The sequence below is a fragment of the Microbacterium sp. nov. GSS16 genome, assembly GCF_028198145.1.
In the GTDB taxonomy this organism is placed as follows: Bacteria; Actinomycetota; Actinomycetes; order Actinomycetales; family Microbacteriaceae; genus Microbacterium.
The window spans coordinates 1,598,620-1,623,122 of record NZ_CP116338.1; the positions used below are offsets into that span (position 1 = coordinate 1,598,620).

26 protein-coding genes, 1 tRNA gene and 1 pseudogene are annotated in these 24,503 nt (G+C 69.6%); 15 read left to right on the plus strand and 13 right to left on the minus strand.

The features are described from left to right. Positions 1-34: 34 nt before the first annotated feature. Positions 35-679: an NAD(P)-dependent oxidoreductase gene (locus PGB26_RS07590; RefSeq protein WP_271637046.1), complete on the plus strand. Its 645-nt coding sequence runs from the start codon at positions 35-37 to the stop codon at positions 677-679. Here the strand turns inward: PGB26_RS07590 and PGB26_RS07595 are convergent. Both PGB26_RS07595 and PGB26_RS07600 read right to left on the minus strand, forming a co-directional pair. Next, positions 676-1,980 (minus strand): DUF4032 domain-containing protein, encoded by a 1,305-nt coding sequence (locus PGB26_RS07595; protein ID WP_271637047.1) that lies wholly within the window; start codon positions 1,978-1,980, stop codon positions 676-678. The two genes, PGB26_RS07590 and PGB26_RS07595, sit on opposite strands and share 4 nt — an antisense overlap. Positions 1,981-2,045: 65 nt before the next feature. Then, positions 2,046-3,149 carry an ABC transporter ATP-binding protein gene (locus PGB26_RS07600; RefSeq protein ID WP_271637048.1) on the minus strand — a complete coding sequence of 368 codons (1,104 nt, stop codon included), beginning with the start codon at positions 3,147-3,149 and terminating at the stop codon, positions 2,046-2,048. Between the two features lie 232 nt (positions 3,150-3,381). Here PGB26_RS07600 and PGB26_RS07605 point away from each other — a divergent pair, with 232 nt between their 5' ends. Then, on the plus strand, positions 3,382-4,341 hold the full coding sequence (locus tag PGB26_RS07605; protein ID WP_271637049.1) for a DsbA family protein: 960 nt from the start codon (positions 3,382-3,384) through the stop codon (positions 4,339-4,341). A 54-nt stretch (positions 4,342-4,395) separates the two neighbouring features. Continuing rightward, a tRNA-Thr gene (locus PGB26_RS07610) sits at positions 4,396-4,471 on the plus strand. A gap of 47 nt (positions 4,472-4,518) precedes the next feature. Here the strand turns inward: PGB26_RS07610 and PGB26_RS07615 are convergent. Further along, the gene (locus tag PGB26_RS07615) at positions 4,519-5,172 is read right to left on the minus strand and encodes an SOS response-associated peptidase family protein (protein WP_271637050.1); all 654 of its coding nucleotides are present in this window, start codon (positions 5,170-5,172) and stop codon (positions 4,519-4,521) included. A 147-nt stretch (positions 5,173-5,319) separates the two neighbouring features. On the opposite strand from PGB26_RS07615, the gene PGB26_RS07620 reads away from it, so the two are divergent. After that, the gene (locus PGB26_RS07620) at positions 5,320-6,225 is read left to right on the plus strand and encodes a DMT family transporter (protein WP_442923018.1); all 906 of its coding nucleotides are present in this window, start codon (positions 5,320-5,322) and stop codon (positions 6,223-6,225) included. 196 nt (positions 6,226-6,421) lie between these two features. Here the strand turns inward: PGB26_RS07620 and PGB26_RS07625 are convergent. Together PGB26_RS07625 and msrB are read right to left on the minus strand one after the other, a co-directional pair. Further along, a pseudogene (locus PGB26_RS07625) lies at positions 6,422-6,964 on the minus strand (nitroreductase family protein); the annotation flags it as partial. After that, the gene (gene msrB / locus PGB26_RS07630; protein ID WP_271637052.1) at positions 6,961-7,365 is read right to left on the minus strand and encodes a peptide-methionine (R)-S-oxide reductase MsrB; all 405 of its coding nucleotides are present in this window, start codon (positions 7,363-7,365) and stop codon (positions 6,961-6,963) included. The pseudogene PGB26_RS07625 and the gene msrB, both read right to left, overlap by 4 nt. A gap of 88 nt (positions 7,366-7,453) precedes the next feature. On the opposite strand from msrB, the gene PGB26_RS07635 reads away from it, so the two are divergent. The 4 genes from PGB26_RS07635 to groL all read left to right on the plus strand — a co-directional run bounded on the left by PGB26_RS07635 (position 7,454) and on the right by groL (position 11,108). After that, the gene (locus tag PGB26_RS07635) at positions 7,454-8,446 is read left to right on the plus strand and encodes a DUF2332 domain-containing protein (RefSeq protein WP_271637053.1); all 993 of its coding nucleotides are present in this window, start codon (positions 7,454-7,456) and stop codon (positions 8,444-8,446) included. 9 nt (positions 8,447-8,455) lie between these two features. Beyond that, a complete protein-coding gene (locus PGB26_RS07640) occupies positions 8,456-8,713 on the plus strand; it encodes a DUF3263 domain-containing protein (RefSeq protein WP_271637054.1) in 258 nt (85 codons plus the stop codon). A gap of 74 nt (positions 8,714-8,787) precedes the next feature. Then, entirely contained in the window at positions 8,788-9,366 is a 579-nt protein-coding gene (locus PGB26_RS07645) for a LytR C-terminal domain-containing protein (protein ID WP_271637055.1), read from the plus strand. 125 nt (positions 9,367-9,491) lie between these two features. Then, a complete protein-coding gene (groL, locus tag PGB26_RS07650) occupies positions 9,492-11,108 on the plus strand; it encodes a chaperonin GroEL (protein WP_271637056.1) in 1,617 nt (538 codons plus the stop codon). Between the two features lie 79 nt (positions 11,109-11,187). On the opposite strand, the gene PGB26_RS07655 is transcribed toward groL, so the two are convergent. The 4 genes from PGB26_RS07655 to PGB26_RS07670 all read right to left on the minus strand — a co-directional run bounded on the left by PGB26_RS07655 (position 11,188) and on the right by PGB26_RS07670 (position 14,619). Continuing rightward, positions 11,188-11,475, minus strand: a complete 288-nt coding sequence (locus PGB26_RS07655; protein WP_271637057.1) for a WXG100 family type VII secretion target — start codon at positions 11,473-11,475, stop codon at positions 11,188-11,190. Positions 11,476-11,591: 116 nt separating this feature from the next. Next, complete coding sequence (locus PGB26_RS07660; RefSeq protein WP_271637058.1) at positions 11,592-13,310, minus strand: sensor histidine kinase; 1,719 nt, start codon at positions 13,308-13,310, stop codon at positions 11,592-11,594. A gap of 22 nt (positions 13,311-13,332) precedes the next feature. Continuing rightward, positions 13,333-14,025, minus strand: a complete 693-nt coding sequence (locus PGB26_RS07665; RefSeq protein ID WP_071640566.1) for a response regulator transcription factor — start codon at positions 14,023-14,025, stop codon at positions 13,333-13,335. 57 nt (positions 14,026-14,082) lie between these two features. Beyond that, positions 14,083-14,619 (minus strand): TetR/AcrR family transcriptional regulator, encoded by a 537-nt coding sequence (locus tag PGB26_RS07670; protein WP_271637059.1) that lies wholly within the window; start codon positions 14,617-14,619, stop codon positions 14,083-14,085. A gap of 106 nt (positions 14,620-14,725) precedes the next feature. On the opposite strand from PGB26_RS07670, the gene PGB26_RS07675 reads away from it, so the two are divergent. Then, on the plus strand, positions 14,726-15,649 hold the full coding sequence (locus PGB26_RS07675; RefSeq protein ID WP_271637060.1) for an alpha/beta fold hydrolase: 924 nt from the start codon (positions 14,726-14,728) through the stop codon (positions 15,647-15,649). A gap of 10 nt (positions 15,650-15,659) precedes the next feature. Next, a complete protein-coding gene (locus PGB26_RS07680) occupies positions 15,660-15,794 on the plus strand; it encodes a hypothetical protein (protein WP_271637061.1) in 135 nt (44 codons plus the stop codon). 15 nt (positions 15,795-15,809) lie between these two features. On the opposite strand, the gene PGB26_RS07685 is transcribed toward PGB26_RS07680, so the two are convergent. From PGB26_RS07685 to PGB26_RS07695, 3 genes are read right to left on the minus strand one after another with little or no spacing between them, the layout of a single operon-like run. Continuing rightward, positions 15,810-17,453: a DNA repair helicase XPB gene (locus tag PGB26_RS07685; RefSeq protein WP_271637062.1), complete on the minus strand. Its 1,644-nt coding sequence runs from the start codon at positions 17,451-17,453 to the stop codon at positions 15,810-15,812. 45 nt (positions 17,454-17,498) lie between these two features. Further along, complete coding sequence (locus PGB26_RS07690) at positions 17,499-19,172, minus strand: helicase-associated domain-containing protein (protein ID WP_271637063.1); 1,674 nt, start codon at positions 19,170-19,172, stop codon at positions 17,499-17,501. Between the two features lie 2 nt (positions 19,173-19,174). Next, positions 19,175-19,450: a multidrug ABC transporter ATPase gene (locus tag PGB26_RS07695; RefSeq protein WP_271637064.1), complete on the minus strand. Its 276-nt coding sequence runs from the start codon at positions 19,448-19,450 to the stop codon at positions 19,175-19,177. Positions 19,451-19,550: 100 nt separating this feature from the next. On the opposite strand from PGB26_RS07695, the gene PGB26_RS07700 reads away from it, so the two are divergent. Both PGB26_RS07700 and PGB26_RS07705 read left to right on the plus strand, forming a co-directional pair. After that, positions 19,551-19,931, plus strand: coding sequence for a cold-shock protein (locus tag PGB26_RS07700; RefSeq protein WP_071640579.1), 381 nt, complete (start codon positions 19,551-19,553; stop codon positions 19,929-19,931). Next, positions 19,915-20,580 carry a DUF3027 domain-containing protein gene (locus tag PGB26_RS07705; RefSeq protein WP_271637065.1) on the plus strand — a complete coding sequence of 222 codons (666 nt, stop codon included), beginning with the start codon at positions 19,915-19,917 and terminating at the stop codon, positions 20,578-20,580. Before PGB26_RS07700 ends, PGB26_RS07705 begins: the two co-directional genes overlap by 17 nt. Positions 20,581-20,698: 118 nt before the next feature. Here the strand turns inward: PGB26_RS07705 and serC are convergent, their stop codons facing one another. Further along, positions 20,699-21,808 (minus strand): phosphoserine transaminase, encoded by a 1,110-nt coding sequence (serC, locus tag PGB26_RS07710; protein WP_271637066.1) that lies wholly within the window; start codon positions 21,806-21,808, stop codon positions 20,699-20,701. A 99-nt stretch (positions 21,809-21,907) separates the two neighbouring features. Between serC and PGB26_RS07715 the strand changes: the two genes are divergently transcribed. The 3 genes from PGB26_RS07715 to PGB26_RS07725 all read left to right on the plus strand — a co-directional run bounded on the left by PGB26_RS07715 (position 21,908) and on the right by PGB26_RS07725 (position 24,501). After that, positions 21,908-22,609, plus strand: coding sequence for a metal-dependent transcriptional regulator (locus tag PGB26_RS07715; RefSeq protein ID WP_271637067.1), 702 nt, complete (start codon positions 21,908-21,910; stop codon positions 22,607-22,609). Between the two features lie 343 nt (positions 22,610-22,952). Next, complete coding sequence (locus PGB26_RS07720) at positions 22,953-23,681, plus strand: M23 family metallopeptidase (RefSeq protein ID WP_271637068.1); 729 nt, start codon at positions 22,953-22,955, stop codon at positions 23,679-23,681. Positions 23,682-24,003: 322 nt separating this feature from the next. Next, positions 24,004-24,501: an HNH endonuclease gene (locus PGB26_RS07725; RefSeq protein ID WP_271639616.1), complete on the plus strand. Its 498-nt coding sequence runs from the start codon at positions 24,004-24,006 to the stop codon at positions 24,499-24,501. Positions 24,502-24,503: the final 2 nt, after the last annotated feature.

Below are 24,503 nucleotides of genomic sequence, written 5' to 3' on the forward strand. Positions count from 1 at the left end.
CAGTGAGCCCGTACGCGCATCGGAAGGAGCACGGATGTCACGCATCGTCGTCATCGGAGGAACCGGCTACGCCGGATCGCACATCACCCGCGAGGCGGTGAGCCGAGGGCACGAGGTGACGGTGATCGCCCGTCGCACGCCCGAGACGCCCATCGGCGGTGCGCGGTACGTGCAGGGCTCGGTGCTCGACCTCGATGGCCTCGGCGGCGTCTTCGACGGCGCCGACGTGGTCATCTCCGCGCTCTCCCCTCGTGGCGACATGGAGAACGAGGTCATCGGCGCGCTGCGCGGCCTGACCGCGAAGCTCGCCGGAACCTCGACCCGTCTGGGCGTGGTCGGTGGCGCAGGTGGCAGCCTTGTCGCCCTGGGTGGGCCGCGGCTCTTCGACCAGGGCTTCCCCGAGGAGTACAGGCATGAGGCGCAGGTCGGCATCGACTCGCTCGAGCTGCTTCAGGATGCCGACGGCCTCGAATGGTTCTTCATCCACCCGGCCGAGGTGTTCGGGCCCTGGGCCGAGGGCGAGCGCACCGGCCGGTACCACGACGGCGGCGATGTGCTGGTTCGCGATGCCGACGGGAACTCCACCATCTCCGGCGCGGACTTCGCGATCGCCGTCATCGACGAGATCGAGCAGCCGAAGCACCGCAACGGTCGCTTCACCGTCGGCTACCGCGGCTAGACGAGGTCGCGCCAGTCGATCGCGGCGGTGTCGTCCGACACCTCGACCGATCCGGTGACCACGGGGAGGCTCATCGTCTCGGTGGGCGGCCCCATGATGGTCGCCTCGTCGCGACGGTGCCGAAGCACGTCGTTGATGTAACTCGTCAGCACCTCGGCGAGCGGCACCGACCGTGACTGCGCCTGCGAGAGGTACCAGCGGTGCTCGAGCACCTGGTGGTACACCTCGGCGGGCTCGAGCTTGGCGCGCAGGTCGTACGGGATGGCGCGCACGACCGGCTCGAACACGCGGGTCAGCCATTCGTGCGCGTACATCTCCTCTTCGGTCCATGCCTTGGTCGAGCGCACGCGGAACTCGTCGAGGTCGTTGAGCAGCCGGCGCGCCTGATTCTCCTCCACGTCGAGACCGGTGAGGCGGATCAGCCGTCGCTGATGGTGCCCGGCGTCGACCACCTTCGGCTGGATGCGCACGGTCGTGCCGTCCGGGGTGGTCTCCATCGACATCTCGTCGATGTCGAAGCCGAGCGCATTGAGCTTCTCGACGCGCTCGGTGATGCGCCAGGTCTCCCCGGTCGAGAACGTCTCCTCGTCGGTGAGCGCCGCCCACAGCGACCGATACGACGAGACGATGCCGTCGGCGATCTCGAGAGCATCCACACCGCGCTCCAGACGGCCGCCGGCGGCGAGGTCCATGATCTCTCCGGCGATGTTCGTGCGCGCGAGGTCGAGGTCGTATGCGCGCTGACCGTCGGTCAGTCCCTCCTCGTGCAGTTCACCTGTCTCGGCATCCACCAGATATGCGGCGAACGCGCCGGCGTCGCGCCGGAACAGGGTGTTCGACAGCGACACATCGCCCCAGTAGAACCCGACGTTGTGCAGTCGCACGAGCAGCAGGGCGAGGGCGTCGACCAGACGAGTCGCCGTGTCGGGGCGCAGCACCCGTGTGAACAGCGCGCGATAGGGCATCGAGAAGCGCAGATGCGAAGTCACCAGCGCTGCCGGCAGCGCTTTGCCTTCGGCGTCCGTGCGTCCGGCGATCACCGCGACCCGGCTGACGCAGGGCACGTCCAGGCGGCCCAGGTTTCCGAGCATCTCGTACTCGCGCTGGGCCATCTCGGCCGTGGTCTCCTTGACCGCGACCACCCGCCCCGACAGGTCGGCGAAGCGCACGAGGTGGCGCGACAGGCCCTTCGGCAGCGACACGATGTGCTCCGACGGCCACTTGCCGAGCGGGGTCGACCAGGGCAGGCTCAGCAGACCCGGGTCGATGGAGCTGGCGGTGATGCGCAGAGACTCCTGCATTTCTCCTCCGGAAACACCGCGGCGCGGGAGACCATGAGGTCCGCCCGCGCCGAGTGTTCGATTCGTCAGGCCGAGACGACCGGCTTGTCGTTGAGGCGCTCGCCCGACTCGAGGTCGAAGGCGTGCACGTGTCCGGGGTTGGCGGCCAGGGTGACCGTCTCGCCGGCGTTGGGGTGGCTGCGGCCGTCGACGCGGGCGACGATGTCGGTGCGCTTGCCGTTGATGTCGGTGTGACCGTAGAGGTAGCCGTCGGCGCCGAGCTCCTCCACCAGGTCGACGACGACCGCGAGGCCCTTGCCGTCGGCGGGGCCGACCGTGATGTCCTCCGGGCGCACGCCCACGGTGACCTGGCTGCCGCTGGCGCGACCGACCGTGTCGCGGTCGAGGGGGACGATCTCGCTGCCGAAGCGCACGCCGCCGTCGGCGAGGTCTGCCGAGAACAGGTTCATCGCCGGCGAGCCGATGAAGCCGGCCACGAAGACGTTGTTGGGCCGCTCGTACAGATCGCGCGGGGTGCCGACCTGCTGAAGGATGCCGTCCTTGAGCACCGCGATGCGGTCGCCCATCGTCAGCGCCTCGGTCTGGTCGTGGGTGACGTAGACGGTGGTGACGCCGAGGCGGCGCTGCAGCGAGGCGATCTGCGTGCGGGTCTGCACGCGCAGCTTGGCGTCGAGGTTCGACAGCGGCTCGTCCATGAGGAAGACCTGGGGCTGACGCACGATGGCGCGGCCCATGGCGACGCGCTGGCGCTGACCGCCCGAGAGGGCCTTCGGCTTGCGGTTGAGGTACTCCTCGAGGTCGAGCAGCTTGGCGGCCTCGAGCACGCGGCTCGCGCGCTCCTCCTTGCCGACGCCGGCGATCTTGAGCGCGAAGCCCATGTTCTCGGCGACCGTCATGTGCGGGTAGAGCGCGTAGTTCTGGAAGACCATCGCGATATCGCGGTCCTTCGGCGGCACGTCGGTGACGTCGCGGTCGCCGATGAGGATGCGGCCGCTGTTGACCTCTTCGAGGCCGGCCAGCATGCGCAGCGAGGTGGACTTTCCGCAGCCGGACGGGCCGACGAGAACAAGGAACTCGCCATCGGCGATCTCGATGTTCAGCTTGTCGACAGCCGGACGCGTGCCGCCGGGGTACAGGCGGGTGGCGTCGTCGAACGTAACGGTGGCCATGGTTTCTCCTTCACCGGCAGGTACGTGCCGGACGATCCTTCGTGATGGAAGCGGCGGGCCCCGCCCGCCGTGACCCGCCATCGGGTCGGGATCAGTATGGCACGACCGGGCGCGTCTGGGTATTTCCCAGACTGCCTCGTTAGCATCGAACCCGGCGCCGCGCTCTCTGCGGCCGCGGGATCACCCGGTCCCACCCGATGCCTCAGGGCCCATCCGATCTTCAAGAGGAACGATGTCGAGCGACGAAACGCCGAACGTCCCCGCCGCTCGCCATTCGCGTGAAGCGGTGCGGGAGAAGGCACAGTTGGTGCACGCCCAGCAGTCCCGGGCGCGGCTGGTGCGACGGCTCGTCATCGGTCTCGTCGCCATCCTCGCCGTCGGCTCGATCGGCGCTGCCGTGGCCTACGCGGTGGGCTCGTCGATCTCGAAGCCGCAGCTCAGCCCGAGCGGCATGTCGGGCGATGGCGTCACGGTGAACCAGGTCACCGCCGCCCCGTCGGCGACGGCGGCCACCCCCGCGCCCTCGGAGGGTGCCGCCGAGGCGGGCGAGGGTGCGACCCCGACACCGGAGCCTTCGGCCTCGACGAGTGCGAAGCCCACTGAGATCCACATCTACGTCGACTACCTCTCGGCAGGAGCGGCGGAGTTCGAGCGCGCCAACGCGCGCCAGCTCGCCGGCTGGATCTCCGAGGGGGCCGTGACCGTGACGTATCACCCTGTCGCGCTGCTCACCGCCAGCTCCAACGGCACGAAGTACTCGCTGCGCGCCGCTGCCGCCGCCGCGTGCGTCGCCACGTACGCGCAGAACAGCTTCTACGACTACAACCACGAGCTGCTGGCCGGGCAGCCCCAACCCGACAGCGACGGGCGCAGCGACGCCGAGCTCGCCGACCTCGCGGTCGCCGTCGGGGTGTCGGATGCCAAGAAGGTGCGCTCGTGCATCGAGAAGCAGGACTTCGTGGCGTGGGCCAAGGACGCCACGGACCGCGCGCTCGAGGGTCCGCTGCCGGGTACTGACGGTCTCAAGCTGAACAACGAGGCGCTGATCCTCGTCGGCGGCAAGTCGTACGTCGGCGCCCTGAACGACCCCGCGGAGTTCTCGCAGTTCGTGCTCACCATCGCGAGCGACGAGTACTTCGGCGCGACGAAGCCCACACCGTCGCCCACGCCCTCGTCGACGCCCGCATCCTGACCGGGCGGTCGGTGCGAGTGATCCGATGTCCGTCGCTATGCTGGATGACGGTCCGCCGACTTGGCGCAATTGGTAGCGCACCGTACTTGTAATACGGGGGTTACGGGTTCGAGTCCCGTAGTCGGCTCCACAGACGAGGCACGTGCTCCCGAGAAGGGCGCGTGCCTCGTTCATCTGTCAGAAGAGGGTCTGAGCGCCCTTGTCGTCGTCGCGCGGCACCGCGGCGACCCGCTCGTCGAGGCCGGCGGCGGCGAGCAGCGCCTCGTCGATGAGCTCACGGCCGGGATCGCCGTGCAGCCAGTCGTGCGCGAACGGGGTGGGGATCAGCACGGGCATGCGGTCGTGGATGTTCGCCAGGTGCGGGGGAGCGGGGCGCATCACGATCGAGTAGCAGGTGACCCACTCGCCGTCGGGAGTGCGGCCGCGCTGGGTGACCGCGGCCATGCCGAACAGCACCCCTCCCCCGAGGCCGAACTCGTGCCACACGCGATCGGGCTTCTGCATCTCGTACCAGCCTGTCGCTGGCACCAGGCCGCGCGTGCGCAGCGCGCCAGGGCGGTCCTGCAGGCGCTCTGATCGGGTGTTGATCGACGGGAACTTCGCCGGCTGACCGTCGACGAGGAAACCCCACCAGGCGGGTTTGAGCGCGGCGGCATCGCCGTCTGCCGTCACCAGCGGGTTCAGGTTTCGCAGGTTCTTCCCGGTCGGACGCAGGGTCTCACCCGCATTGCGCTCAGCCCACGAGCGCAACCCGTCGAGCACGGCGTCGTCGGCCTCGGCCAGCAGCTCGGCGTCGGTGAAGCGGGGATCCAGTCCGTAGCTCGCGCACATGCCGACAGGCTATCCGCGGGTGCCGACATGGTGGTGACGACTTGGTGAAGCCCCCGACGCACGGTGGATGCCCGGCGCCGGCGCGGGGCGGAGCGCTGCGCAGGTAACCTGGAGCGAGTGACCTCCCCTCGCCCTCTGCCCGCCTGGATCGCCCTGGGTGGCGCTGTGTCGATCGGGGCGATGACGGCCGTGCAGGCCCGGATCAACGGCGTCCTCGGAGTCCGCATCGACGACGGGATCGTCGCCGGTCTGATCTCGTTCGCCGTCGGGCTCGTGCTCCTGGTCGTCGTGGTCCTCGCCCTGCCCTCCGGTCGGGCAGGTCTCGGGCGGCTGCTCACGGGCATCCGCTCCCGCACCATCCCGTTCTGGATGCTTCTCGGCGGCACCTGCGGCGCCCTCACGGTCACCACGCAGGGGCTCGTCGCCGGCGTCCTCGGGGTGTCGCTGTTCACCGTCGGCGTGGTCGCGGGCCAGACGCTGCACGGCCTGCTGCTGGACCGCATGGGCGTCGGACCTTCCGGCATCGTCGCCGTCACTCCGGGGCGGGTGATCGGCGGTGCCCTCGCCCTCGCCGCCGTCGGCATCTCGCTGGGCGGCGACGTGCTCGCGACCGCGCCCCTGTGGCTGCTGCTGCTTCCGTTCGCGGCCGGCGCAGGCATCGCGTGGCAGGCGGCGGCGAACGGTCGCCTCGCGCGCCGGGTCGCATCGCCGCTCACGGCGACCCTGATGAGCTTCATCGCCGGCACCGTCGTGCTGCTCGCGGGCACCGCGGTCAGCGTCGCGACCAGAGGGATGCCCGGCGCACTTCCGGCCGAGCCCTGGCTGTACCTGGGCGGCCTCCTCGGCTTCGCCTACATCCTGCTCGGAGCCTGGCTCGTGCCCTACACGGGTGTGCTGCTGCTCGGCCTCGGAAGCGTGCTCGGGCAGCTCGTGACGTCGGTGACGATCGATCTCATCTGGCCAGTCGACAGCGGTCCTGCCCTGTGGCAGCTCGCCGCGATGATCTTCGTCGCGGCGGCCTCGGTGATCGTCGCCCTGCCGCGGCAGCGCTGACTCAGCGCTTCTCGCGCTTCTTCTTCTCGCGCTTCTTCTTCTCGCGCTTCTTCGAGGACTCGTCCTTCTTGAGCGTCTTGTCCTTCTTCGAGGTCTTGTCCTTCTTCGAGGTCTTGTCCTTCTTCGAGGTCTTGTCCTTCTTCGAGGTCTTGTCCTTCTTCGACGCCTCGCCACGCCGACCCAGTTCCTCGGCGGTCGCCGACGCTGCGGGCATCGCGGTAAGCAGCGCATCGGCAGCCACCGGCTTGCGTCGGCCGGCGTCCTTGCCCTCGGGCTTCCCGCCGACGTAGAGCCAGCCCAGCAGCTCCTCGTCGTCGCGCAGGCCGTGCGCCTCGGCGACGGCCGTCGCGCGGGTGAGCCCGCCGGTGCGCCAGATGACGCCCCAGCCCGCCTCATCGAGCAGCAGGCTCAGGGTGTGCGCGACGCCGGAGACGACCGCCTCCTGCTCCCAGCGCGGCACCTTGTCGCTCCTGCGGTAGCAGGCGACGATGGCGATCAGCAGCGGGGCGCGCAGCGGTTTGGTCGAGGGTGCGTCGTCCCCGGCTGCCGCAGCCAGCGCGGCTCCCAGCGTCAGACGGTCGTCGCCGCGCAGCTCGATCAGTCGCCACGGTCGCAGCGCCGAGTGATCCGCGACGCGCCCGGCCGCCTCCACCAGCGGCAGCAGCTGCTCGCGCGTCGGCGCGTCGTCGGTCACGCGCGACCAGGATGCTCGGCGCCGGACGGCGTCGAGCGCACTCACGACTCGTCGGGCGTGAACGACAGCGCCACCGAGTTCATGCAGTAGCGGTCGCCGGTCGGGGTGCCGAAGCCGTCGGGGAAGACGTGGCCGAGGTGCGAGCCGCACGCCGCGCAGCGCACCTCCGTGCGGACCATGCCGAGCGAGGTGTCCTCGATGAGCTCGACGGCCTCGGGGCGCACCGACTCGTAGAAGCTCGGCCAGCCGCATCCCGAATCGAACTTCGTGCCGCTGCGGAAGAGCTCCGCACCGCACGCGCCGCAGGTGTAAAGCCCGGCGCGCTCCTCATCGAGCAGCTCGCCCGTCCAGGGGCGCTCCGTCGCCGCGGTGCGCAGCACCGCGTACTGGTCGGCGCCCAGCTCGGCGCGCCACTCTGCATCCGTCTTGTTCACGCTGTAACCCATGCATCCATTCTCTCGCCTCCACGCCCCGCTCGGGTCGCTCGAGGGGCGTCCGCATCGTGCCCGACCCGCCGGCTGGGACAATGGCGGGATGACGGATGGTGTCGCCGAGCGCTACGAACGCTTCGCGCTCGACGAGGCGCCAGGGCGCAGCGAGGTGTACACCGAGTGGGCGACGGGTGTCGCGACGGATGCCGGCGTGCAGGCCGTGCTCGAGCGGCTCATGCCGCAGCACCGGCAGCCCCCGCTGGTGTTCGCGGTGTCCCGCCTGCTCGGCGCGCCGGTGGCCGGATACCGGTCGTGGCGGCAGTTCGTGATCGACCATGCCGATGATCTCGTCACGGAATGCGCGCGGCGCGGGGTGCAGATCAACGAACCCCTCCGCCTGGCGGCGCTGCTGCCCGCGCTGAGCCTGGTCGAGGGTCCGATCGCCCTGCTCGAGCTCGGAGCCGCCGCGGGTCTGTGCCTGTACCCCGACCGCTACTCGTTCCGCATCGACGGCGACGACGGCATCCTGCGGCGACGCATCGATCCCGACGACGGGCCCTCGACGGTGCTGCTGACCAGTGCGGTCACGGGCGAGCTGCCCGAGCTGCGCGTGCCGGAGGTGATCTGGCGCGCCGGTGTCGATCTCGATCCGATCGACGTGCGGGTGCCAGCCGACCGGGCCTGGCTCGAGTCGCTCATCTGGCCCGGCGAGCACGAGCGCGCCGAGCGGATCGCCGCCGCGATCACGGTCGCCTCCGCCGACCCGCCGCTGCTGCGCGCCGGAGACGCCATCGAGCAGCTGGAGGGCATGGCCGCGGCCGCCCCGGACGGGGCGACCCTCGTCGTCACCACCCCCGGCATGCTCGTCTACCTGCCCCGACCGAGACGCGCCGAGCTCATCGACCGCATCCGCGCTTTGGACGCGCGCTGGATCACGATCGACCCGCCGGCGCTGCACGACGCCTGGCGCCCGCGCATCGATCCGAGCGCGTTCCGCGGCTTCGCGGTCGCTGTCGACGGCCGGGTCGTGGCGGATGCCGACCCGCTCGGGCGCTGGTGGGAGTGGCGCGCGGGGATCGGGCCGGATGCCGCGTAGCCTGGGCGCATGCTCGGTGAACTCTCCGATCGCGATCGCGCGATCCTGACGCTCGAGGCGGCCTGGCCGCGTCACGGCGGCATGAAGGAGGAGACCATCCGTGCGCAGCTGGGGATGAGTCCGGCCCGCTACTACCAGCTGCTCGGCCGCCTGATCGAGACGGAGGCGGCGCTCGAGTTCGATCCGCTGCTGGTGCGCCGTCTGCGCCGCCTGCGCGACAGCAGGGCGGTGCAGCGCACCGCCCGCATGCGCGGATTCGTGGGCTGAGCGCGCCTCACCGCGAGCATCCGCCCGGCTCCGCTCCGTGCGGACTCACGGCGGCCGCCCGCTAGCATCGAGGGGTGCAGAAGCTCTCCCGTGATCGATTCGACGACGTTCCGCACGCCACGGGCCGCGTCGGTGCGCACCGCGCCGAGCAGCCCGGGATGAACGGTCTCGTCGTGCTGCTGTGGTCGGCGGCGGTGGCTCTCGTGCTCATCGTCGGCGGGATCTTCGTGTCGCTGGTCATGATGGATCGCATCTCGCTGTTCGGTGGGGAGGAGCCCGGCCCGGTGCCGACGCAGCCCGGCGTCGTGGCGCAGATCGATACGTCGTATCGCGTGCTGATCCTCAATGCGACGACCGAGAAGGGGCGCGTCGCCGAGGTGCGTGAGAAGCTGCTGGCCGATGGATGGTCGACCGACGACGTGTTCGGCAGCGACGGCGCGTCGCAGGAGTTCTCGAAGACGACGGTGTTCTACGTCGCGGATGCCGACGAGGGCGCCGCCCTCGGGCTCGCCGACGTCCTCGGGGGCGTCGACGTGCAGCAGAGCGATTTCTACGCCGCGATGAACGACTCCGACAGGCCGCAGCTGACGGTCGTGATCGGCGTCGACAAGGCGACGTCGTCCGCCCCGGCCAGCGAGGCACCGGCCCCCTGACGGCCCGCGGTCCTTCCGGACGCGCGGCTTGCACTCCCATGGGTCGAGTGCCAGACTGTTATTAGCACTCGAACACTCGGAGTGCTAATACCCCATCGCCTACGTCCGGGAGGGACGAAAGACTCATGGCAAAGATCATCGCTTTCGATGAGGAGGCCCGTCGTGGCCTCGAGCGCGGCCTGAACATCCTGGCCGACGCCGTCAAGGTGACCCTCGGCCCGCGCGGTCGCAACGTCGTGCTCGAGAAGAAGTGGGGCGCCCCCACGATCACGAACGACGGTGTGTCGATCGCCAAGGAGATCGAGCTCGACGACCCGTACGAGAAGATCGGTGCGGAGCTCGTCAAGGAGGTCGCCAAGAAGACCGACGACGTCGCCGGTGACGGAACCACCACTGCGACCGTCCTCGCTCAGGCGCTGGTCCGCGAAGGCCTGCGCAACGTCGCAGCCGGCGCCGACCCCATCTCGCTCAAGCGCGGCATCGAGAAGGCCGTCGCGGCCATCACCGAGGACCTGCTGAACAGCGCCAAGGAGATCGAGTCCAAGGAGCAGATCGCCGCCACCGCATCGATCTCGGCCGCCGACCCCGCCATCGGCGAGCTCATCGCCGAGGCCATCGACAAGGTCGGCAAGGAGGGCGTCGTCACCGTCGAGGAGTCGCAGACCTTCGGCACCGAGCTCGAGCTCACCGAGGGCATGCGCTTCGACAAGGGCTACCTGAACCCCTACTTCGTCACGGACCCGGAGCGCCAGGAGGCTGTCTTCGAGGACCCGTACATCCTCATCGCCAACCAGAAGATCGGCAACATCAAGGACCTGCTGCCGGTCGTCGACAAGGTGATCCAGGACGGCAAGGAGCTGGTCATCATCGCCGAGGACGTCGAGGGCGAGGCTCTCGCGACGCTCGTGCTCAACAAGATCCGCGGCATCTTCAAGTCGGTCGCCGTCAAGGCTCCCGGCTTCGGTGACCGTCGCAAGGCGCAGCTGCAGGACATCGCGATCCTGACCGGCGGCCAGGTCATCACCGAAGAGGTCGGCCTCAAGCTCGAGAACACCACGCTCGACCTGCTCGGCCGTGCACGCAAGGTCATCGTCACCAAGGACGAGACCACGATCGTCGAGGGTGCGGGCGAGCAGTCCGCCATCGAGGGTCGCGTCACTCAGATCCGTCGTGAGATCGAGAACACCGACAGCGACTACGACCGTGAGAAGCTGCAGGAGCGCCTCGCGAAGCTGGCCGGCGGCGTCGCCGTCATCAAGGCGGGGGCTGCGACCGAGGTCGAGCTCAAGGAGCGCAAGCACCGCATCGAAGACGCCGTCCGCAACGCGAAGGCAGCCGTCGAGGAGGGCATCGTCGCCGGTGGTGGCGTCGCGCTGCTGCAGTCGGCCAAGGTGCTCGACACCCTCGACCTCGAGGGCGACGAGGCGACCGGTGCGAACATCGTCCGCGTCGCGACCGGCGCTCCGCTGAAGCAGATCGCGATCAACGCCGGCCTCGAGCCGGGCGTCGTGTCGCACAAGGTCTCCGAGCTCCCCGCCGGCCACGGCCTGAACGCGGCCACCGGAGAGTACGGCGACATGTTCGCACAGGGCATCATCGACCCGGCCAAGGTCACCCGCTCGGCGCTGCAGAACGCGGCGTCGATCGCCGGCCTGTTCCTGACCACCGAGGTCGTCGTCGCCGACAAGCCCGAGAAGGCTCCGGCCATGCCGGCTGACCCGTCCGGCGGCATGGACTTCTGATCCTGATGATCTGAAGCACCACGTCGAATGCCCCCTGCCGCATGGCAGGGGGCATTCTGCGTGTTCCGGCTCGTTCGGGTCAGCGGAACAGGCTCGCCGAGTACTGGTCGGCCTCGGCGTACTGCGACGCGGCTGAACCGAGCGCGCCGCTGATCGATCCCAGCACCTGTTCGACGTGCATCTGCGCTCCGCGCCACTGCTCGCTGCACTGCTGGAAGGCGACGGCCGCGGCGCCGGTCCACGACGACTGCAGCTGATTCAGCTGGGCCATGAGCGCGGCCGACTCGCTCTGCAGCCGCTCCATGGTGGCGTAGGCGGCGCCGTTGGCGGCCTGGACGGCGTCGGTGTCGACGGTGAAGACGGACATGGGGTCTCCTCTCGATGGACTTCCGAGGCTAGGAGGAGACACACGACGCCGGCTCCCGGATCCGCGGCGTCTGTGGATGGATCGCCGGACGCCGCCGTTGTGCAGGCAGATCGGGATCAGCGGTCGACGCGCTCGATCGGCTGCGTCTCCTCCAGCAGGTGCGCGGGAGTGGACTGCGCCGGTGCCAGCGGCAGCGCGACGGTGAAAGTCGCTCCTCCGCCGGGGGTCTCCTCGACCGAGACCTCGCCGCGCAGCGACTCGATGATCGACGCGACGATCGCGAGCCCCAGACCCGACCCGCCCGTCTCCCTCGCCCGCGACGTGTCGGCGCGCCAGAACCGCTCGAAGATCTGCTCCCGGATCTGCGGGGGGATGCCTTCGCCGTGGTCGACGATCGAGATGGTGCCCACGCCCCGCCGTCGATCCGCTCCCACGACCAGTTCGATCGGACTGTCGCCGGGCGAGAACCGACGCGCGTTGCCGAGCAGGTTCGTGATGACCTGGCGTACCTTGTTGTCCTCGCCGAGGACGATCGGGGGCGTGCGCACCGGGGCATCCGTCGCCTCGGTGAAGTCGATCGCCGGAACGGGAGTCGCCGGCCTCGGCCGGCGACGCAGACGCGCGAGCGGGTTCGATCCGCGAGCGGCCGGAGAGCGCGGCGATTCGGGTGTCGGCGCGCTGCTCGGCGCTCTGCCGTGCAGCAGAGGGGTGGTGGCTTCGTCGGCGGTGGTGTCGACGACGGTGATCGTGCGTCCCGGGGCGGCGACGCGCAGGTCCAGCGCGGCGTCCCGCGCGATGGGGCGCAGGTCGAGCGGCTCGATCTGCAGCTCGCGAGATCGCTCCTCGTCGAGGCGGGCGAGCGCGAGCAGATCCTCGACGAGCACGCCCATGCGGATCGCCTCCTTCTCGATGCGCTCCATGGCGCGGGCGGTGTCCTCCTCGCCCGTGATCGCACCCATCCGGTACAGCTCGGCGTAGCCGCGCACGCTCACCAGCGGTGTGCGCAGCTCATGGCTGGCATCGCCGATGAAGCGCCGCATGTTCTGCACCGTGCGATCGCGCTGCGCGAGCGAGCGGTCGACGCGGTCGAGCATGGTGTTGATGGCCGAGTTGAGCCTGCCCACCTCTGTGGTCGGCTCGAGGTCGGTGAGGCGCTGGCTGAAATCGCCGGCCGCGATGGCCATGGCGGTGGACTCGACCTGGCCCAGCCGGCGGAACGTGAGCGTCACGAGCCCTCGGGTCAGCAGCGCCGCGAGCAGGATGGTGACCAGCGCCACCGTCGTGTACACCGCGACATAGGTGGCTACGATGCGGTCGGCCTCGTCAAGCGGCAGTGCGACGATCTGCACGTAGGTGAGACCCTGAGGATCCTGCGCCGACTGCGCCGATGCGACGGCGCTGTACGTCTCGCCGTCGTCGCCGTCGAGGGTCATCACCTGATCGCCCTGGCTGACGGTGTCCTGAAGGGTGAACTCCACGGGGAAGTCAGGGCGCGGACCGGATGCCTGCCCGCCCGCTTCGGCGATGAACTCGCCGTTCGCGGTGTAGAACGCGACCATGAACTCGGTGGGGCGAGGTGCGATCTCGGCCGGTTCGAAGTCGAGCCGGCCGCCCTCGGCCGAGACATCGAAGAAGCGCTCGGCCTGCCCCGTGGTGGCGAGGGCCGGCAGCTGGGCGTCGATGTTGTTGATCATCGCCCCGCGCAGGATCGGCACCGTGCCGATGCCGGCGATCATGAGGCCCAGGGCGAGCACGGCGACGGTGACGCCGGTGACCTTGGCGCGCAGGCTGATGCGCCGCCACCACCGGGTGACGGGATCGGGCTCGTCTGCCATGACCGCCTCGGACCGCGTCTCGCTATGCCGACTTGCCGACCTTGAGCATGTAGCCGAAGCCGCGCTTGGTCTGGATCACCGACTCCTCGGTGTGCGGATCGATCTTGCGGCGCAGGTACGAGATGTAGCTCTCGACGATCCCGGCGTCTCCGTTGAAGTCGTACTCCCACACGTGGTCGAGGATCTGCGCCTTCGACAGCACCCGGTTCGGGTTGAGCATGAGGTACTTCAGCAGCTTGAACTCGGTGGGGCTGAGCTCGATCGGCACCTTGCCGACGAAGACGTCGTGGGTGTCCTGATCCATCGACAGCTCGCCCGCCCGGATCAGCGACTCCTCATCGGTCTGCATCGTGCGTCGCAGGATCGCCTGGGCGCGGGCGACGATCTCGTCGAGGGCGAACGGCTTGGTCACGTAGTCGTCGCCGCCCGAGTTCAGGCCCTCGATCTTGTCCTGAGTGTCATCCTTCGCGGTGAGGAAGAGGATGGGGGCCGTGAAGCCCGCGCCGCGCAGACGCTTGGTGACGCTGAACCCGTTCATATCGGGGAGCATCACATCGAGGATGATGAGGTCGGGCTCCTCCTCGAGGACGGCCGAGATCGTGGCCGCTCCGTTCGCCACGGTCCGCACCGTGAATCCCGCGAAGCTGAGACCCCGGGAGAGCAGGTCGCGGATGTTCGGCTCGTCGTCGACGACCAGGATTCGCGCATCAGTCATGACCCCATTATGGTGACTGCGGCCTTGCGCGTGCTGATTGCCTTCGGCGCGCGGGTCTCAGGGCGCCAGTGCCGCGTCGACCGCGCGAACGACGACGTCGGTGATGGGCGCCTCGGGGTCGACCGTGATCCGATGCAGCAGCAGACCGTCGGCGGCGGCCATCAGGAAGGGTGCGCGAGCGGCCGCCTCGGCGCCGCCGAGTTCGAGCAGGATGCCGCGGATCCACGTCTCCATGCCGTGCCGCTGCTCCCGCAGGGGCCTCGCGGCATCGGCATCCGCTTCGAGGAACAGCGCGTACCTCGCCCTGGTGCGACCGGCGAGGCTCCCCGACTGCAGCTGGATCATCCGGTTGAGGGCGGCCACGAGCTCGTCGCGGGAGTGGATCGCCGAAGCCCCCGCATCCTCCCGCTCGGCGGCGGCCATCCATTCGATGACGCCGGAGAGGAGGGCGGCCCTGGTGCGGAAGTGATTCGATGTCGAGCCCGGGGGCAGGGACGCCGCCGCATCGACCCTTCCGTGCGTGAGAGCGCGGATGCCCTCGGCGCCGATGAGGTCGACGGCCGCATTCAGCGCGCGTCGACGTGTGCTGCTCACGTGCCGAGCCTAATCGTTACTACTTCCATAGTGACAAACTACTATGAACGTAGTAGCGTGTGCACAGGGCCGATGCTGACCCGCTGACGCGACTGGGAGGCTCATCATGGACGAACCGGCATCGACGAAGACACCGCTCGAGCACGACTGGTCTCCTCCGCTTCCGGCCGCGCCGGGCTTCGAGCACATCGTCGTCGAGACCCCGGGTGCGCGCAGCCACGTCGCCGTGATGGGAGCGGGCGAGCCGGTGATGATGCTGCACGGCTTCCCGCAGCACTGGTGGGAATGGCGGCTCGTCGCGCCGCGGCTCGTCGCGCGCGGCTTCCGCGTGATCTGCCCTGATCTGCGCGGTTCGGGATGGACCGAAGTCGACGATCCCGAGATCCGCCGCACGTCGATGCTCGCGGACCTCGTGGCGATGATGGATGCCCTGGGCGTCGACAGCGCGCACATCGTGAGCCACGACCTCGGCGCCGTGGTCGCCGGTCAGCTCGCCTATGAGCATCCGGCCCGGGTGCGCACGGCCGTGCAGCTCGCCGTGCCACCCGGATTCATGACCTTCAGTCCGAAGCTCCTCCCGGCCTTCAAGCACATGCCGCCGTTGCTGCGACATCGGCAGGGGCAGTCGCTCGCCTGGCTGTTCGGCGCCGACTACGCGGCTCAGCCGATGACGCACGACATCGTCGACGGATACCTGCGTGTGCAGGCGCGGCCCGGATTCGACGCCGCCGTCCGTGCGCTCTACCGCGGCATGATCATCCCCGAGGTGATCCGACTGTCGACCGGGCACTACAAGCGGCGGCGGCTGCATCCGCCCACGTTGGCGGTGTTCGGTCGCCGAGACGGGCCGTTCGCCGAGCGGACGGTTCGCCGGATCTGCCGCGGACAGGAGCGGTACGCCGATCGCTTCGATCTCGCCTTCGTCGACGGCGCCGCGCATTTCGTCGTCGATGATGCACCGGATGCGGTCGCCGACCTCTGCCTCGACTGGTTCGCTCGCCACGATGAGGATTCCGGGGCGGGGGAGTAGCGTCGACCGCATGAGCGACTCGGAGCATGGTGGCGACAGCGCATGCTGGCTGTCGCAGGTCTGCCCCGAGTGCGGGGCGCTGCTCGACGACCTCGCCGCTCCCTGCTGGCGGTGCGGCCTGAAGCCGGACGAGGAGGCGAGCTGAACAAGGCCCCCGATCTCAGGCGGCGCTGAGCTCGTTGGCATCCATGATCGTGTAGCTGTACCCCTGCTCGGCGAGGAAGCGCTGTCGGTTCTGGGCGTAGTCCTGGTCGACCGTGTCGCGGGCGATGAGGGTGTAGAAGCTCGCCGTGTGGTTCGACTGCTTGGGTCGCAGCAGGCGGCCCAGGCGCTGCGCCTCTTCCTGACGCGAGCCGAACGAGCCCGACACCTGGATGGCCACCGACGCCTCGGGCAGGTCGATCGAGAAGTTGGCGACCTTCGACACCACGAGGAGAGAGATCTCGCCCTCCCGGAACTGACGGTAGAGCTCCTCGCGCTCGTCGACCGGCGTCGCACCGGTGATCTGCGGCGCGTTCAGCGCCTGAGACAGACTCTCGAGCTGGTCGAGGTACTGGCCGATGACGAGGATGCGCTCGCCGGGATGCTTCGCGATCAGCTCGCGCACCGCCGTGATCTTCGCGGGGGCGGATGCGGCCAGCCGGTAGCGCTCGTCGTCGGTCGCTGCGGCGTACTCGAGCCGGTCGCTCGGCGGCAGGTCGACGCGCACCTCGTAGCAGGCGGCAGGGGAGATGAAGCCCTGCGCCTCGATCTGCTTCCACGGGGCGTCGAAGCGCTTGGGGCCGATCAGGCTGAACACATCGCCCTCGCGGCCGTCTTCGCGCACGAGCGTAGCGGTGAGGCCGATGCGTCGACGTGCCTGCAGGTCGGCGGTCAGCTTGAACACCGGCGCCGGCAGCAGGTGCACCTCGTCGTAGACGATCAGGCCCCAGTCCATCTCGTCGAGCAGCGAGAGATGCGCGTACTGTCCCTTCCGCTTGGCCGTGAGGATCTGGTACGTCGCGATCGTGACCGGCTTGACCTCCTTGGCCTGGCCGGAGTACTCGCCGATCTCTTCGGGGGTGAGCGAGGTGCGCTTGAGCAGTTCGTCTCGCCACTGCCGCGCCGAGACGGTGTTCGTCACCAGGATCAGGGTGGTCGTCCCGGTCGCGGCCATCGCGCCCGCGCCGACGATGGTCTTGCCCGCGCCGCACGGCAGCACGACCACTCCGGAGCCGTCCTTCGCGAAGGCGTCGACCGCCTGACGCTGATACGGCCGCATGCTCCAGCCGTCCTCGGCGAGGTCGATCTCGTGCGGTGTGCCCGGTGTGTACCCGGCGAGATCCTCCGCCGGCCAGCCGATCTTCAGCAGCTCCTGCTTGATCTGACCGCGTGCCCACGCGTCGACCACGTAGCTGTCGGGGGACGGATGCCCGATGAGCAGCGGCTGGATGCGCTTGTTGTTCGCGACCTGCGCGAGCACCGCGGGGTCGGTCGAGCGCAGCACGAGCGAGCCCTCCTCGTCGCGCTCGATCACGAGCCGCCCGTAGCGGCCCACCATCTCGCGCAGGTCGACAGACACCGACGGGGGCACGGGGAAGCGTGACCAGCGGTCGAGGGTCTCGAGCATGTCCTCGGCGGTGTGCCCGGCCGCGCGTGCGTTCCACAGCCCCAGCCGCGTGATGCGATAGGTGTGGATGTGCTCGGGGGCGCGCTCCAGCTCGGCGAAGATCGCCAGCTCGTGCCGAGCGGATTCGGCGTCGGCATGCGCGACCTCGAGCAGCACGGTGCGGTCGCTCTGGACGATCAGGGGGCCATCAGACATAGCAGACCAGTCTACCGGGCACGGCGCCTGCGGGCTTGACCGGGGTCAGGTCGACGGTGACCGCACCGACACGATGCTCCGGACGGGAAGAGTGCGCTCGACGTCCGCCGCCCGGTCGCGCCCGCGCAGGCGCCCGCCGCCGAGGCCGGACGCCTCCAGGGTGAGCTCGCGTCGCGAGCCGTCCGGCATCGCGACCTCGACGATCACGACAGCCTTCGCCCGCACTGCGGCCTCGAGCTCGCGGTCGAGCCAGGCGGCGTCCGCGTCGGGGCCCTGGTGCGAGCGCAGCCTCTCGATCAGGGGCGCGTATCCGGTGTCTTCGTGGTCGTGCGCGCCGGCGATCCGGGCGCGTCCGGCCGCGACGCTGCGGCCCGTGCTGTCGACGAGGGTGGCTGGATAGCGGGCATCCGTCAGCGCCCAGGCGACCGCCTCGGGCCCTACCCGTGAGACGAGCCCGTCATCCTCCCGGATCAGGCCGAGCGGACGCAGGTTCCGATCGATCTCCATCGCCTCGAGAAGGTGCGCGTCGGCGCTCGTCACGACGGTGCCTCCGTCGGCATCCGGGCGCACCCGCACGAGACCGTGTCTGACCGCGGTCTGCCGGACGAGATACTCGAGCGGCTGCGGAACCCCGGTCAGCGAGATCTCCTGCAGGAATGTCAGGATGCCCTCGGCGGTGCCCCCCTCGACGAACGCGCGCGACACGGACTCGGTGGTGAAGCGGTACGACGAGGCCTGCGCGGGATCGTGCTCTGTCATCGTGCGCAGGCGATTGTCGAGCGAGGGCTGCAGTGGACCGGGCGCGATGGCGCTGAGGTCGTTCTGCAGGAAGATGCGGTCGACCTCGGTGGGCAGCAGCGCCTGCAGGGCCGCGCTGTCGAACGGCCTGTCGGCGTGCAGCGCCGTGGCCCACTCCGGTACCGTCCACGCGCCGCCGGGCGCGCCGGCCAGCAGCCCGATGCGCCACGCGAGAGCCCGCAGGTGCGCGGCGCGCTCGGGCCAGTGCGGATCCCAGGGGTGCAGTCGCGGCCAGTCGGCCGCCGCCGAGGTCCGGATGCCCGAGGGCAGCGTCTCCGCGAAGCGCGAGGCCACGTGCACCCACCGCTCGGGGAACGACGAGTCCAGCCATCGCTCGGCAGCCGGTGTCAGCCGGAGCTCGCGATCGATCTGTCGGGCGAGTCCGGCACGCTCGGCCAGATCGCGTAGCTCGTCGAGATCGCCGTCATCCATCAGCCGGCGCTTCTCGGTCGCGCTCAGCGCTCCGGTCGCCACCAGCGCCAGCGGTGCCGTGCGAGCGGCGAGTAGCAGCTCGGCCAGTCCGCCGACCGTCGCGAAGGCGCGCTCGGCCGCTCCGGCGGCGTCGACGTCGGATGCCGGCGCGGGGCTCGCGCCCGGCGCATCCGGGACCTCGGGCATCCGCTGCACGAGCGCCCGCACCGGCGGCAGCATCCGGCCCTCCGCGTCGAGGAGTCCGAGCGCGGCGTCTTCGAGAGCGATCCGCTCGTCCGGCCCGGCGGCGCGCAGGGCGCCCGCCTCGGCCCTCGTCAGTCGCGCCAGCGCGCGCTCGATCGATGCCGGCTCGAGCAGCGCCTCGGCCGCGTCGAAGAAATCGGTCCAGCCGACGTCGGGCCGCACCGCGCGCTCGCGCAGCATCCGCTCGAGCTGCGCATCGCTCGCGGAAGCGAGCTGGTCAGCCAGCGGACGGGCGTGCGTGCTCATGGTCAGGATCCGGAGCCCGCGCGTCCCCTGCGAGCCCAGCTGAGCACGAGCAGCGTGATGATCATCAGGAAGGCGATCGGCAGGCCGAACAGCGGCAGCGCGGCGACGACGGGCCAGATCCCGTGCCCGAACGCCGACTGATCCATCCCGACGGCGGTGCCGATGATGATCGAGAAGAAGCAGATCACGGACACCGCGGCCAGGGCCAGCGCGGTGAAGGCCAGGAATCGCTCGAGTCGCCCGGTCTGCGGCGCGCTGAGGTCGTCGTGCTTGCTCATCGCTCTCAGCGTATCTCCTGGGGACATGAGGGGGCGGGTAGGCTGGGGGAGTCGCGCCGCCGCGCGACGTCTCCGTTCCGTGTTTCAGTGAGGTTCGCCCATGCCCACCGGCAAGGTCAGGTTCTACGACGACGAGAAGGGGTTCGGCTTCATCGCATCCGATGACGGCCAGGACGTCTTCCTGCACGCCTCTGCCCTTCCTGCAGGCGTCTCCGTGAAGAAGAACGCGCGCGTCGAGTTCGGCCTCGCCGACGGCCGCCGCGGCCCGCAGGCGCTCTCCGTCCGGGTGCTGGATGCCCCGCCCAGCCTGGCGAAGGCGGCTCGCAAGCCCGCCGACGACATGGCCGTCATCGTCGAGGATCTCGTGCGCATGCTCGACGAGATGGGCGGCGACCTGCGCCGCGGCCGCTATCCCTCGGCGACCAGGAGCCGCACCGTCGCCGCCGTCCTCCGCAAGGTCGCTGATGACCTCGACGCCTGACGAACTGGCCGAGACCACCCGCGACCTCGCGCTCGCCGCGCTGCACGAGATCACGCCTCCTGCCACCGTGGGGCCCGCAGCCGGGCACACCGTGGAGGAGAGCGGCGCTGTCTCGCTGCGCTTCGAGAACCGGCTGCCCGGTTACCCGGGGTGGTTCTGGACCGTCACGGTCGCGCAGGTCGACGACTCCGAGCCGACCGTGCTCGAGGTCGAGCTGATGCCAGGCGACGGCGCGCTGCTCGCGCCCGACTGGGTGCCATGGGCCGAGCGCCTCGCGGAGTATCGCGCGCACCAGGCGGAGCTCGCCGCACAGGCTGCGGGAGCCCCCACGGACGACCCGGCCGGCTCCGAGGACGATGATTCCGATGACGACGACGACCCCGAAGTCCACGACTCCGAGGACGATGAGTCCGACGACGACGACTCCGACGAGGATGTATCGCCCCGTCTGCACGCCGGCGATGTCGACGGCGTCGACATCGACGAGCTCGATGAATCGGGCGATGACTCGGTGGACGACGACGACTCTGACGACGACTCCGACGACGACGACGACTCCGACGACGGAGACGACTCCGATGACGAAGAGGACTCCGAGGACGACGAAGATTCTGACGACGATGAGGACTCCGACGACGACGACGAGTGACCGACGGGGGCCCGTCCACAGCGAACGCCGGCGCCCCTTCTGACAGATGACGCCCCCTCGGATCCCGACGGATCAGAGGGGGCGTCGTCGCGCCGGCGGGGCGAGCCTGCCGGGAGTGTCAGCCCTGGTGCGCGAGCACGTACTCGATCGCGCGGATGAGCTGGCGCACATCATCCGGGTCGATCGACACGAACGTCGCCACCCGCAGCTGATTGCGTCCGAGCTTGCGATACGGCTCCGTGTCGACGATGCCGTTCGCGCGCAGCGTCTTCGCCACGGCCACTGCGTCGACGCTCTCGTCGAAGTCGATCGTGGCGACGACGGGAGACCGGTGGGCCGGATCCGCGACGAACGGGGTGGCCATGGCGGACGCGGCAGCCCAGTCGTAGAGCAGCCCGGATGATTCGGTCGTGCGGGCGGCCGCCCAGCTGAGCCCGCCGCCGGCGAGGATCCACTCGAGCTGGCTGTCGAGCAGGTGCAGCGTCGCGAGAGCCGGGGTGTTCAGGGTCTGGTTCAGACGCGAGTTGTCGACCGCGTTCTTCAGGCTGAGGAATTCCGGGATGTACCGTCCGGAGGCGGCGATGCGCTCGATCCGGTCGATCGCGGCAGGCGAGACCGTTGCGAACCACAGCCCGCCGTCCGAGCCGAGGTTCTTCTGCGGAGCGAAGTAGTAGACGTCGGCCTGGGCGACGTCGAAATCGATGCCGCCGGCCGCGCTGGTCGCATCGATGACGGTGAGCGCCCCTTCGGCGGTGACGCGCTGCACCGGAGCCGCGACACCCGTCGAGGTCTCGTTGTGCGGCCAGGCGTACACGTCGATGCCGTCGGCCATCTCGGGGACGGTGAGAGAGCCTGCGTCGGCCGTGCGCACGTCCGGCGCCTCGAGCCAGGGCGCGGCTGCGGCCTTGGCGAACTTCCCGCCGAATTCGCCGAAGACGAGATTCTGGCTGCGGCGCTCGATGAGACCGAACGCGGCGGCGTCCCAGAACGCCGTCGACCCGCCGTTGCCGAGGATGATTTCGTAGCCCTCCGGAAGGCGGAACAGTGCGGAGAGTCGCTCGCGCACGCTGCCGACGAGGTTCTTCACCGGCGCCTGGCGGTGCGATGTGCCGAGCAGGCTGACACCCGCAGCGGCGAGGGCGTCCACCTGGGCGGTGCGCACTTTCGAGGGGCCGCAGCCGAAGCGTCCGTCGGCGGGCAGGAGTTCGCGGGGGATCTCGATCGACATGGCTCGATTGTAGAGGCGCGGACGGCTGGATCCATGCCCTGTGACGGGTCGGTCGCCGGCCGGGAAGGTAGGCTTGCCTAAGAGCTTCGGAGGGCATGAATGACCGACCTGATCGACACGACCGAGATGTACCTGCGCACCATCCTCGAACTCGAGGAGGAGAACATCGTGCCCCTTCGTGCGCGGATCTCCGAGCGCCTGGGCCACTCCGGTCCCACGGTGTCGCAGACCGTCGGGCGCATGGAGCGCGACGGACTGGTCGTGGTGTCGGAGGACCGCCGTCTCGAGCTCACGGATGACGGCCGCCGGAAGGCCGTCGACGTGATGCGCAAGCACCGGCTGGCGGAGCGGCTGCTCTCGGACGTGATCGGCTTGGACTGGGCGTACGTGCACGAAGAGGCCTGCCGCTGGGAGCACGTCATGAGCGAGCAGGTCGAGCGTCGGCTCGTCGAACTGCTGGGGCATCCGACCGAGTCGCCCTACGGAAACCCCATCCCCGGACTCGATCAGCTCGGCGACATCGAGACGCCGGCTTTCGAATCCGGCGTGGTCGGGCTGGTGAAGAAGCTGGATGCCGCAGGCGGCCCCATCACGGGCACCGTACGCCGGCTCGCGGAGCCCGCGCAGGTCAGCCCCGAGCTGCTCGAGCAGCTGCGCGACGCGGGTGTCGTCCCCGGTGCCAGCGGCGACTACCGGTACAGCGAGGGATACGTGCTCATCCAGATGGAGGGCAGTGATGCGGGCCTGGAGCTGCCCGTCGAACTGGCGTCGCACATCTTCCTCGTCGCAGAGAATGCCTGATCTGAGCTCATTTCGCACCTGGTCGGGTCGATTGCCAGGTTCGCAGGGTGACAGAATCGTTATCTTCCGGTAACCTCGGTGAAGTCGTCGGAGAAGAAGCCCGCCGATGACGAATCGCGAAGATCGCCTCCCTGGCTCGTCGTCTTCGCGAAGAGTTCGCACAACGTGCCGTGTGACATACGTGCCCGATAAACGACATTGCTGACGAGCCTGCGCTGCCCGAAGCGCGGAGGCGCAGGAGGAATCCCTTTTGGCCCAAGAAATCGTCCCGACCGAGCCTGCGGGCACCCCGAAGCTCTCACGCCGGCGAGCACCTCGCTCCGCCCGATCGAGCGTGAGGCCCATGCGCACCGTCGCCATCCTGGGCGCTGTGGGCGCACTGGTCGCCGGTGTCGCGCTTCCTGCCCTGGCATCCACCAAGCCCGCCCCGAGCGCAGCCACGACTCTGCAGCAGATGGCCTTCGACGATGCGCAGTCCCTCGTGGTCGCATCTGAGGCCACGAGCGCACCTCTTCAGCGCGGAACGTACTCCGCCACGACTCCCGATGAGATCGAGAAGAAGAAGGCGGAGGAGGCCGCGAAGGCACGTGCCGCCGCAGCGGCCCGCGTCGCCGCCAGCTCCGGCACTCGCGGCGGCAGCATCAGCGATGCCGACCTTCAGCTGATCTCGGCCGGCTCCGGCGCGGTGCGATACCCGCTGCCGCAGGGCTCGTACTCGGTGAGCCGCACCCTGGGCGGCGCCCACAACGGCGCCGACATGGTCGCGCCCGCCGGCACCCCGATCTTCGCCGCCACCGGCGGTGTGGTGCGTGTGTCGTCCGAGAGCCACTTCGGTTACGGCGTCGCCGTCGTCATCGACTCGGTCGTCGGCGGCCAGCGCGTGTCGACCCTCTACGCTCACATGACCAACGGCACCCGCGCAGTGCAGGCCGGCCAGACGGTCGAGCCCGGTCAGTTCATCGGCAAGGTCGGCAACACCGGCCGCTCGTACGGTGCTCATCTGCACTTCGAGGTGCAGGTCAACGGGTCGCTGGTCGAACCCATTGGCTGGCTGCGCGTCAACGCCGGCTGATACCGCGGGGACGCTCCCGGCTGTCGATCGGCACGCCGTTCAGATGCGCTGCATCCGCTGTTCATGCGGATGGGTTACCCTGAACCCGTCGTCGACGCACGGGAGGAAGCCGATGAGCTCGATACCGGGCATCCGCACCATGGATGCGCTCGGTCGTCAGGCACCTCGGCAATGCCCGCAGATCCATCTCGGTCCGACCGAGCGAGAGAGGCGCTGTCTGTAGACAGCGCCTCTTGCTGTATCCGCGTCCCTTCCGCTCGCCGGCGTCGTGTGAGTCGAGAGCGCCGGGAAGCCATCCCGGCGGATCGAGAGGATGACGATGATGCGCACACTGGTCCTGAACGCGGGGTACGAACCGCTGACGGTGGTCTCGTTCAAGCGAGCCATGGTGCTCGTGATGAACGACAAGGCCAGCGTGATAGAACGCGTCGAGAACGATCCCGTCATCGCCGGGCGGCGGCGTTTCGATCGCCCCGTGGTCATCCTGCTCACGCGGTACGTGCGCGTCCCGGCCGCGCGGCGGCAGCCGGTCACCCGTCGCGGGGTGCTGCGGCGAGACGACCACCGCTGCGGCTACTGCGGGAAGGCGGCATCGACGATCGACCACGTGATGCCGCGCTCTCGAGGGGGTGCCGACAGCTGGGAGAACCTCGTCGCGTGCTGCCTGCGCTGCAACAACGCCAAGAGCGATCGCACGCCCCAGGAGATGGGATGGGAACTGCATCGCCCGCCGCGTGCCCCACATGGCGGCACGTGGGTCGTGCGCGGCGCAGAGCGCGCGGATCCGGTGTGGGAACCGTACCTGGCGCTGGCGGCGTAGCC

Excerpts from the sequence above, each read along its gene's own strand:
- PGB26_RS07590 (WP_271637046.1), top strand. The coding sequence starts at position 35 with ATGTCACGCATCGTCGTCATCGGAGGAACCGGCTACGCCGGATCGCAC.
- PGB26_RS07595 (WP_271637047.1), bottom strand. The coding sequence starts at position 1,980 with ATGCAGGAGTCTCTGCGCATCACCGCCAGCTCCATCGACCCGGGTCTG.
- PGB26_RS07600 (WP_271637048.1), bottom strand. The coding sequence starts at position 3,149 with ATGGCCACCGTTACGTTCGACGACGCCACCCGCCTGTACCCCGGCGGC.
- PGB26_RS07605 (WP_271637049.1), top strand. The coding sequence starts at position 3,382 with ATGTCGAGCGACGAAACGCCGAACGTCCCCGCCGCTCGCCATTCGCGT.
- PGB26_RS07615 (WP_271637050.1), bottom strand. The coding sequence starts at position 5,172 with ATGTGCGCGAGCTACGGACTGGATCCCCGCTTCACCGACGCCGAGCTG.
- msrB (WP_271637052.1), bottom strand. The coding sequence starts at position 7,365 with ATGGGTTACAGCGTGAACAAGACGGATGCAGAGTGGCGCGCCGAGCTG.
- PGB26_RS07635 (WP_271637053.1), top strand. The coding sequence starts at position 7,454 with ATGACGGATGGTGTCGCCGAGCGCTACGAACGCTTCGCGCTCGACGAG.
- PGB26_RS07640 (WP_271637054.1), top strand. The coding sequence starts at position 8,456 with ATGCTCGGTGAACTCTCCGATCGCGATCGCGCGATCCTGACGCTCGAG.
- groL (WP_271637056.1), top strand. The coding sequence starts at position 9,492 with ATGGCAAAGATCATCGCTTTCGATGAGGAGGCCCGTCGTGGCCTCGAG.
- PGB26_RS07655 (WP_271637057.1), bottom strand. The coding sequence starts at position 11,475 with ATGTCCGTCTTCACCGTCGACACCGACGCCGTCCAGGCCGCCAACGGC.
- PGB26_RS07660 (WP_271637058.1), bottom strand. The coding sequence starts at position 13,310 with ATGGCAGACGAGCCCGATCCCGTCACCCGGTGGTGGCGGCGCATCAGC.
- PGB26_RS07665 (WP_071640566.1), bottom strand. The coding sequence starts at position 14,025 with ATGACTGATGCGCGAATCCTGGTCGTCGACGACGAGCCGAACATCCGC.
- PGB26_RS07675 (WP_271637060.1), top strand. The coding sequence starts at position 14,726 with ATGGACGAACCGGCATCGACGAAGACACCGCTCGAGCACGACTGGTCT.
- PGB26_RS07680 (WP_271637061.1), top strand. The coding sequence starts at position 15,660 with ATGAGCGACTCGGAGCATGGTGGCGACAGCGCATGCTGGCTGTCGCAG.
- PGB26_RS07685 (WP_271637062.1), bottom strand. The coding sequence starts at position 17,453 with ATGTCTGATGGCCCCCTGATCGTCCAGAGCGACCGCACCGTGCTGCTC.
- PGB26_RS07690 (WP_271637063.1), bottom strand. The coding sequence starts at position 19,172 with ATGAGCACGCACGCCCGTCCGCTGGCTGACCAGCTCGCTTCCGCGAGC.
- PGB26_RS07695 (WP_271637064.1), bottom strand. The coding sequence starts at position 19,450 with ATGAGCAAGCACGACGACCTCAGCGCGCCGCAGACCGGGCGACTCGAG.
- PGB26_RS07700 (WP_071640579.1), top strand. The coding sequence starts at position 19,551 with ATGCCCACCGGCAAGGTCAGGTTCTACGACGACGAGAAGGGGTTCGGC.
- PGB26_RS07705 (WP_271637065.1), top strand. The coding sequence starts at position 19,915 with ATGACCTCGACGCCTGACGAACTGGCCGAGACCACCCGCGACCTCGCG.
- serC (WP_271637066.1), bottom strand. The coding sequence starts at position 21,808 with ATGTCGATCGAGATCCCCCGCGAACTCCTGCCCGCCGACGGACGCTTC.
- PGB26_RS07715 (WP_271637067.1), top strand. The coding sequence starts at position 21,908 with ATGACCGACCTGATCGACACGACCGAGATGTACCTGCGCACCATCCTC.
- PGB26_RS07720 (WP_271637068.1), top strand. The coding sequence starts at position 22,953 with ATGCGCACCGTCGCCATCCTGGGCGCTGTGGGCGCACTGGTCGCCGGT.
- PGB26_RS07725 (WP_271639616.1), top strand. The coding sequence starts at position 24,004 with ATGCGCACACTGGTCCTGAACGCGGGGTACGAACCGCTGACGGTGGTC.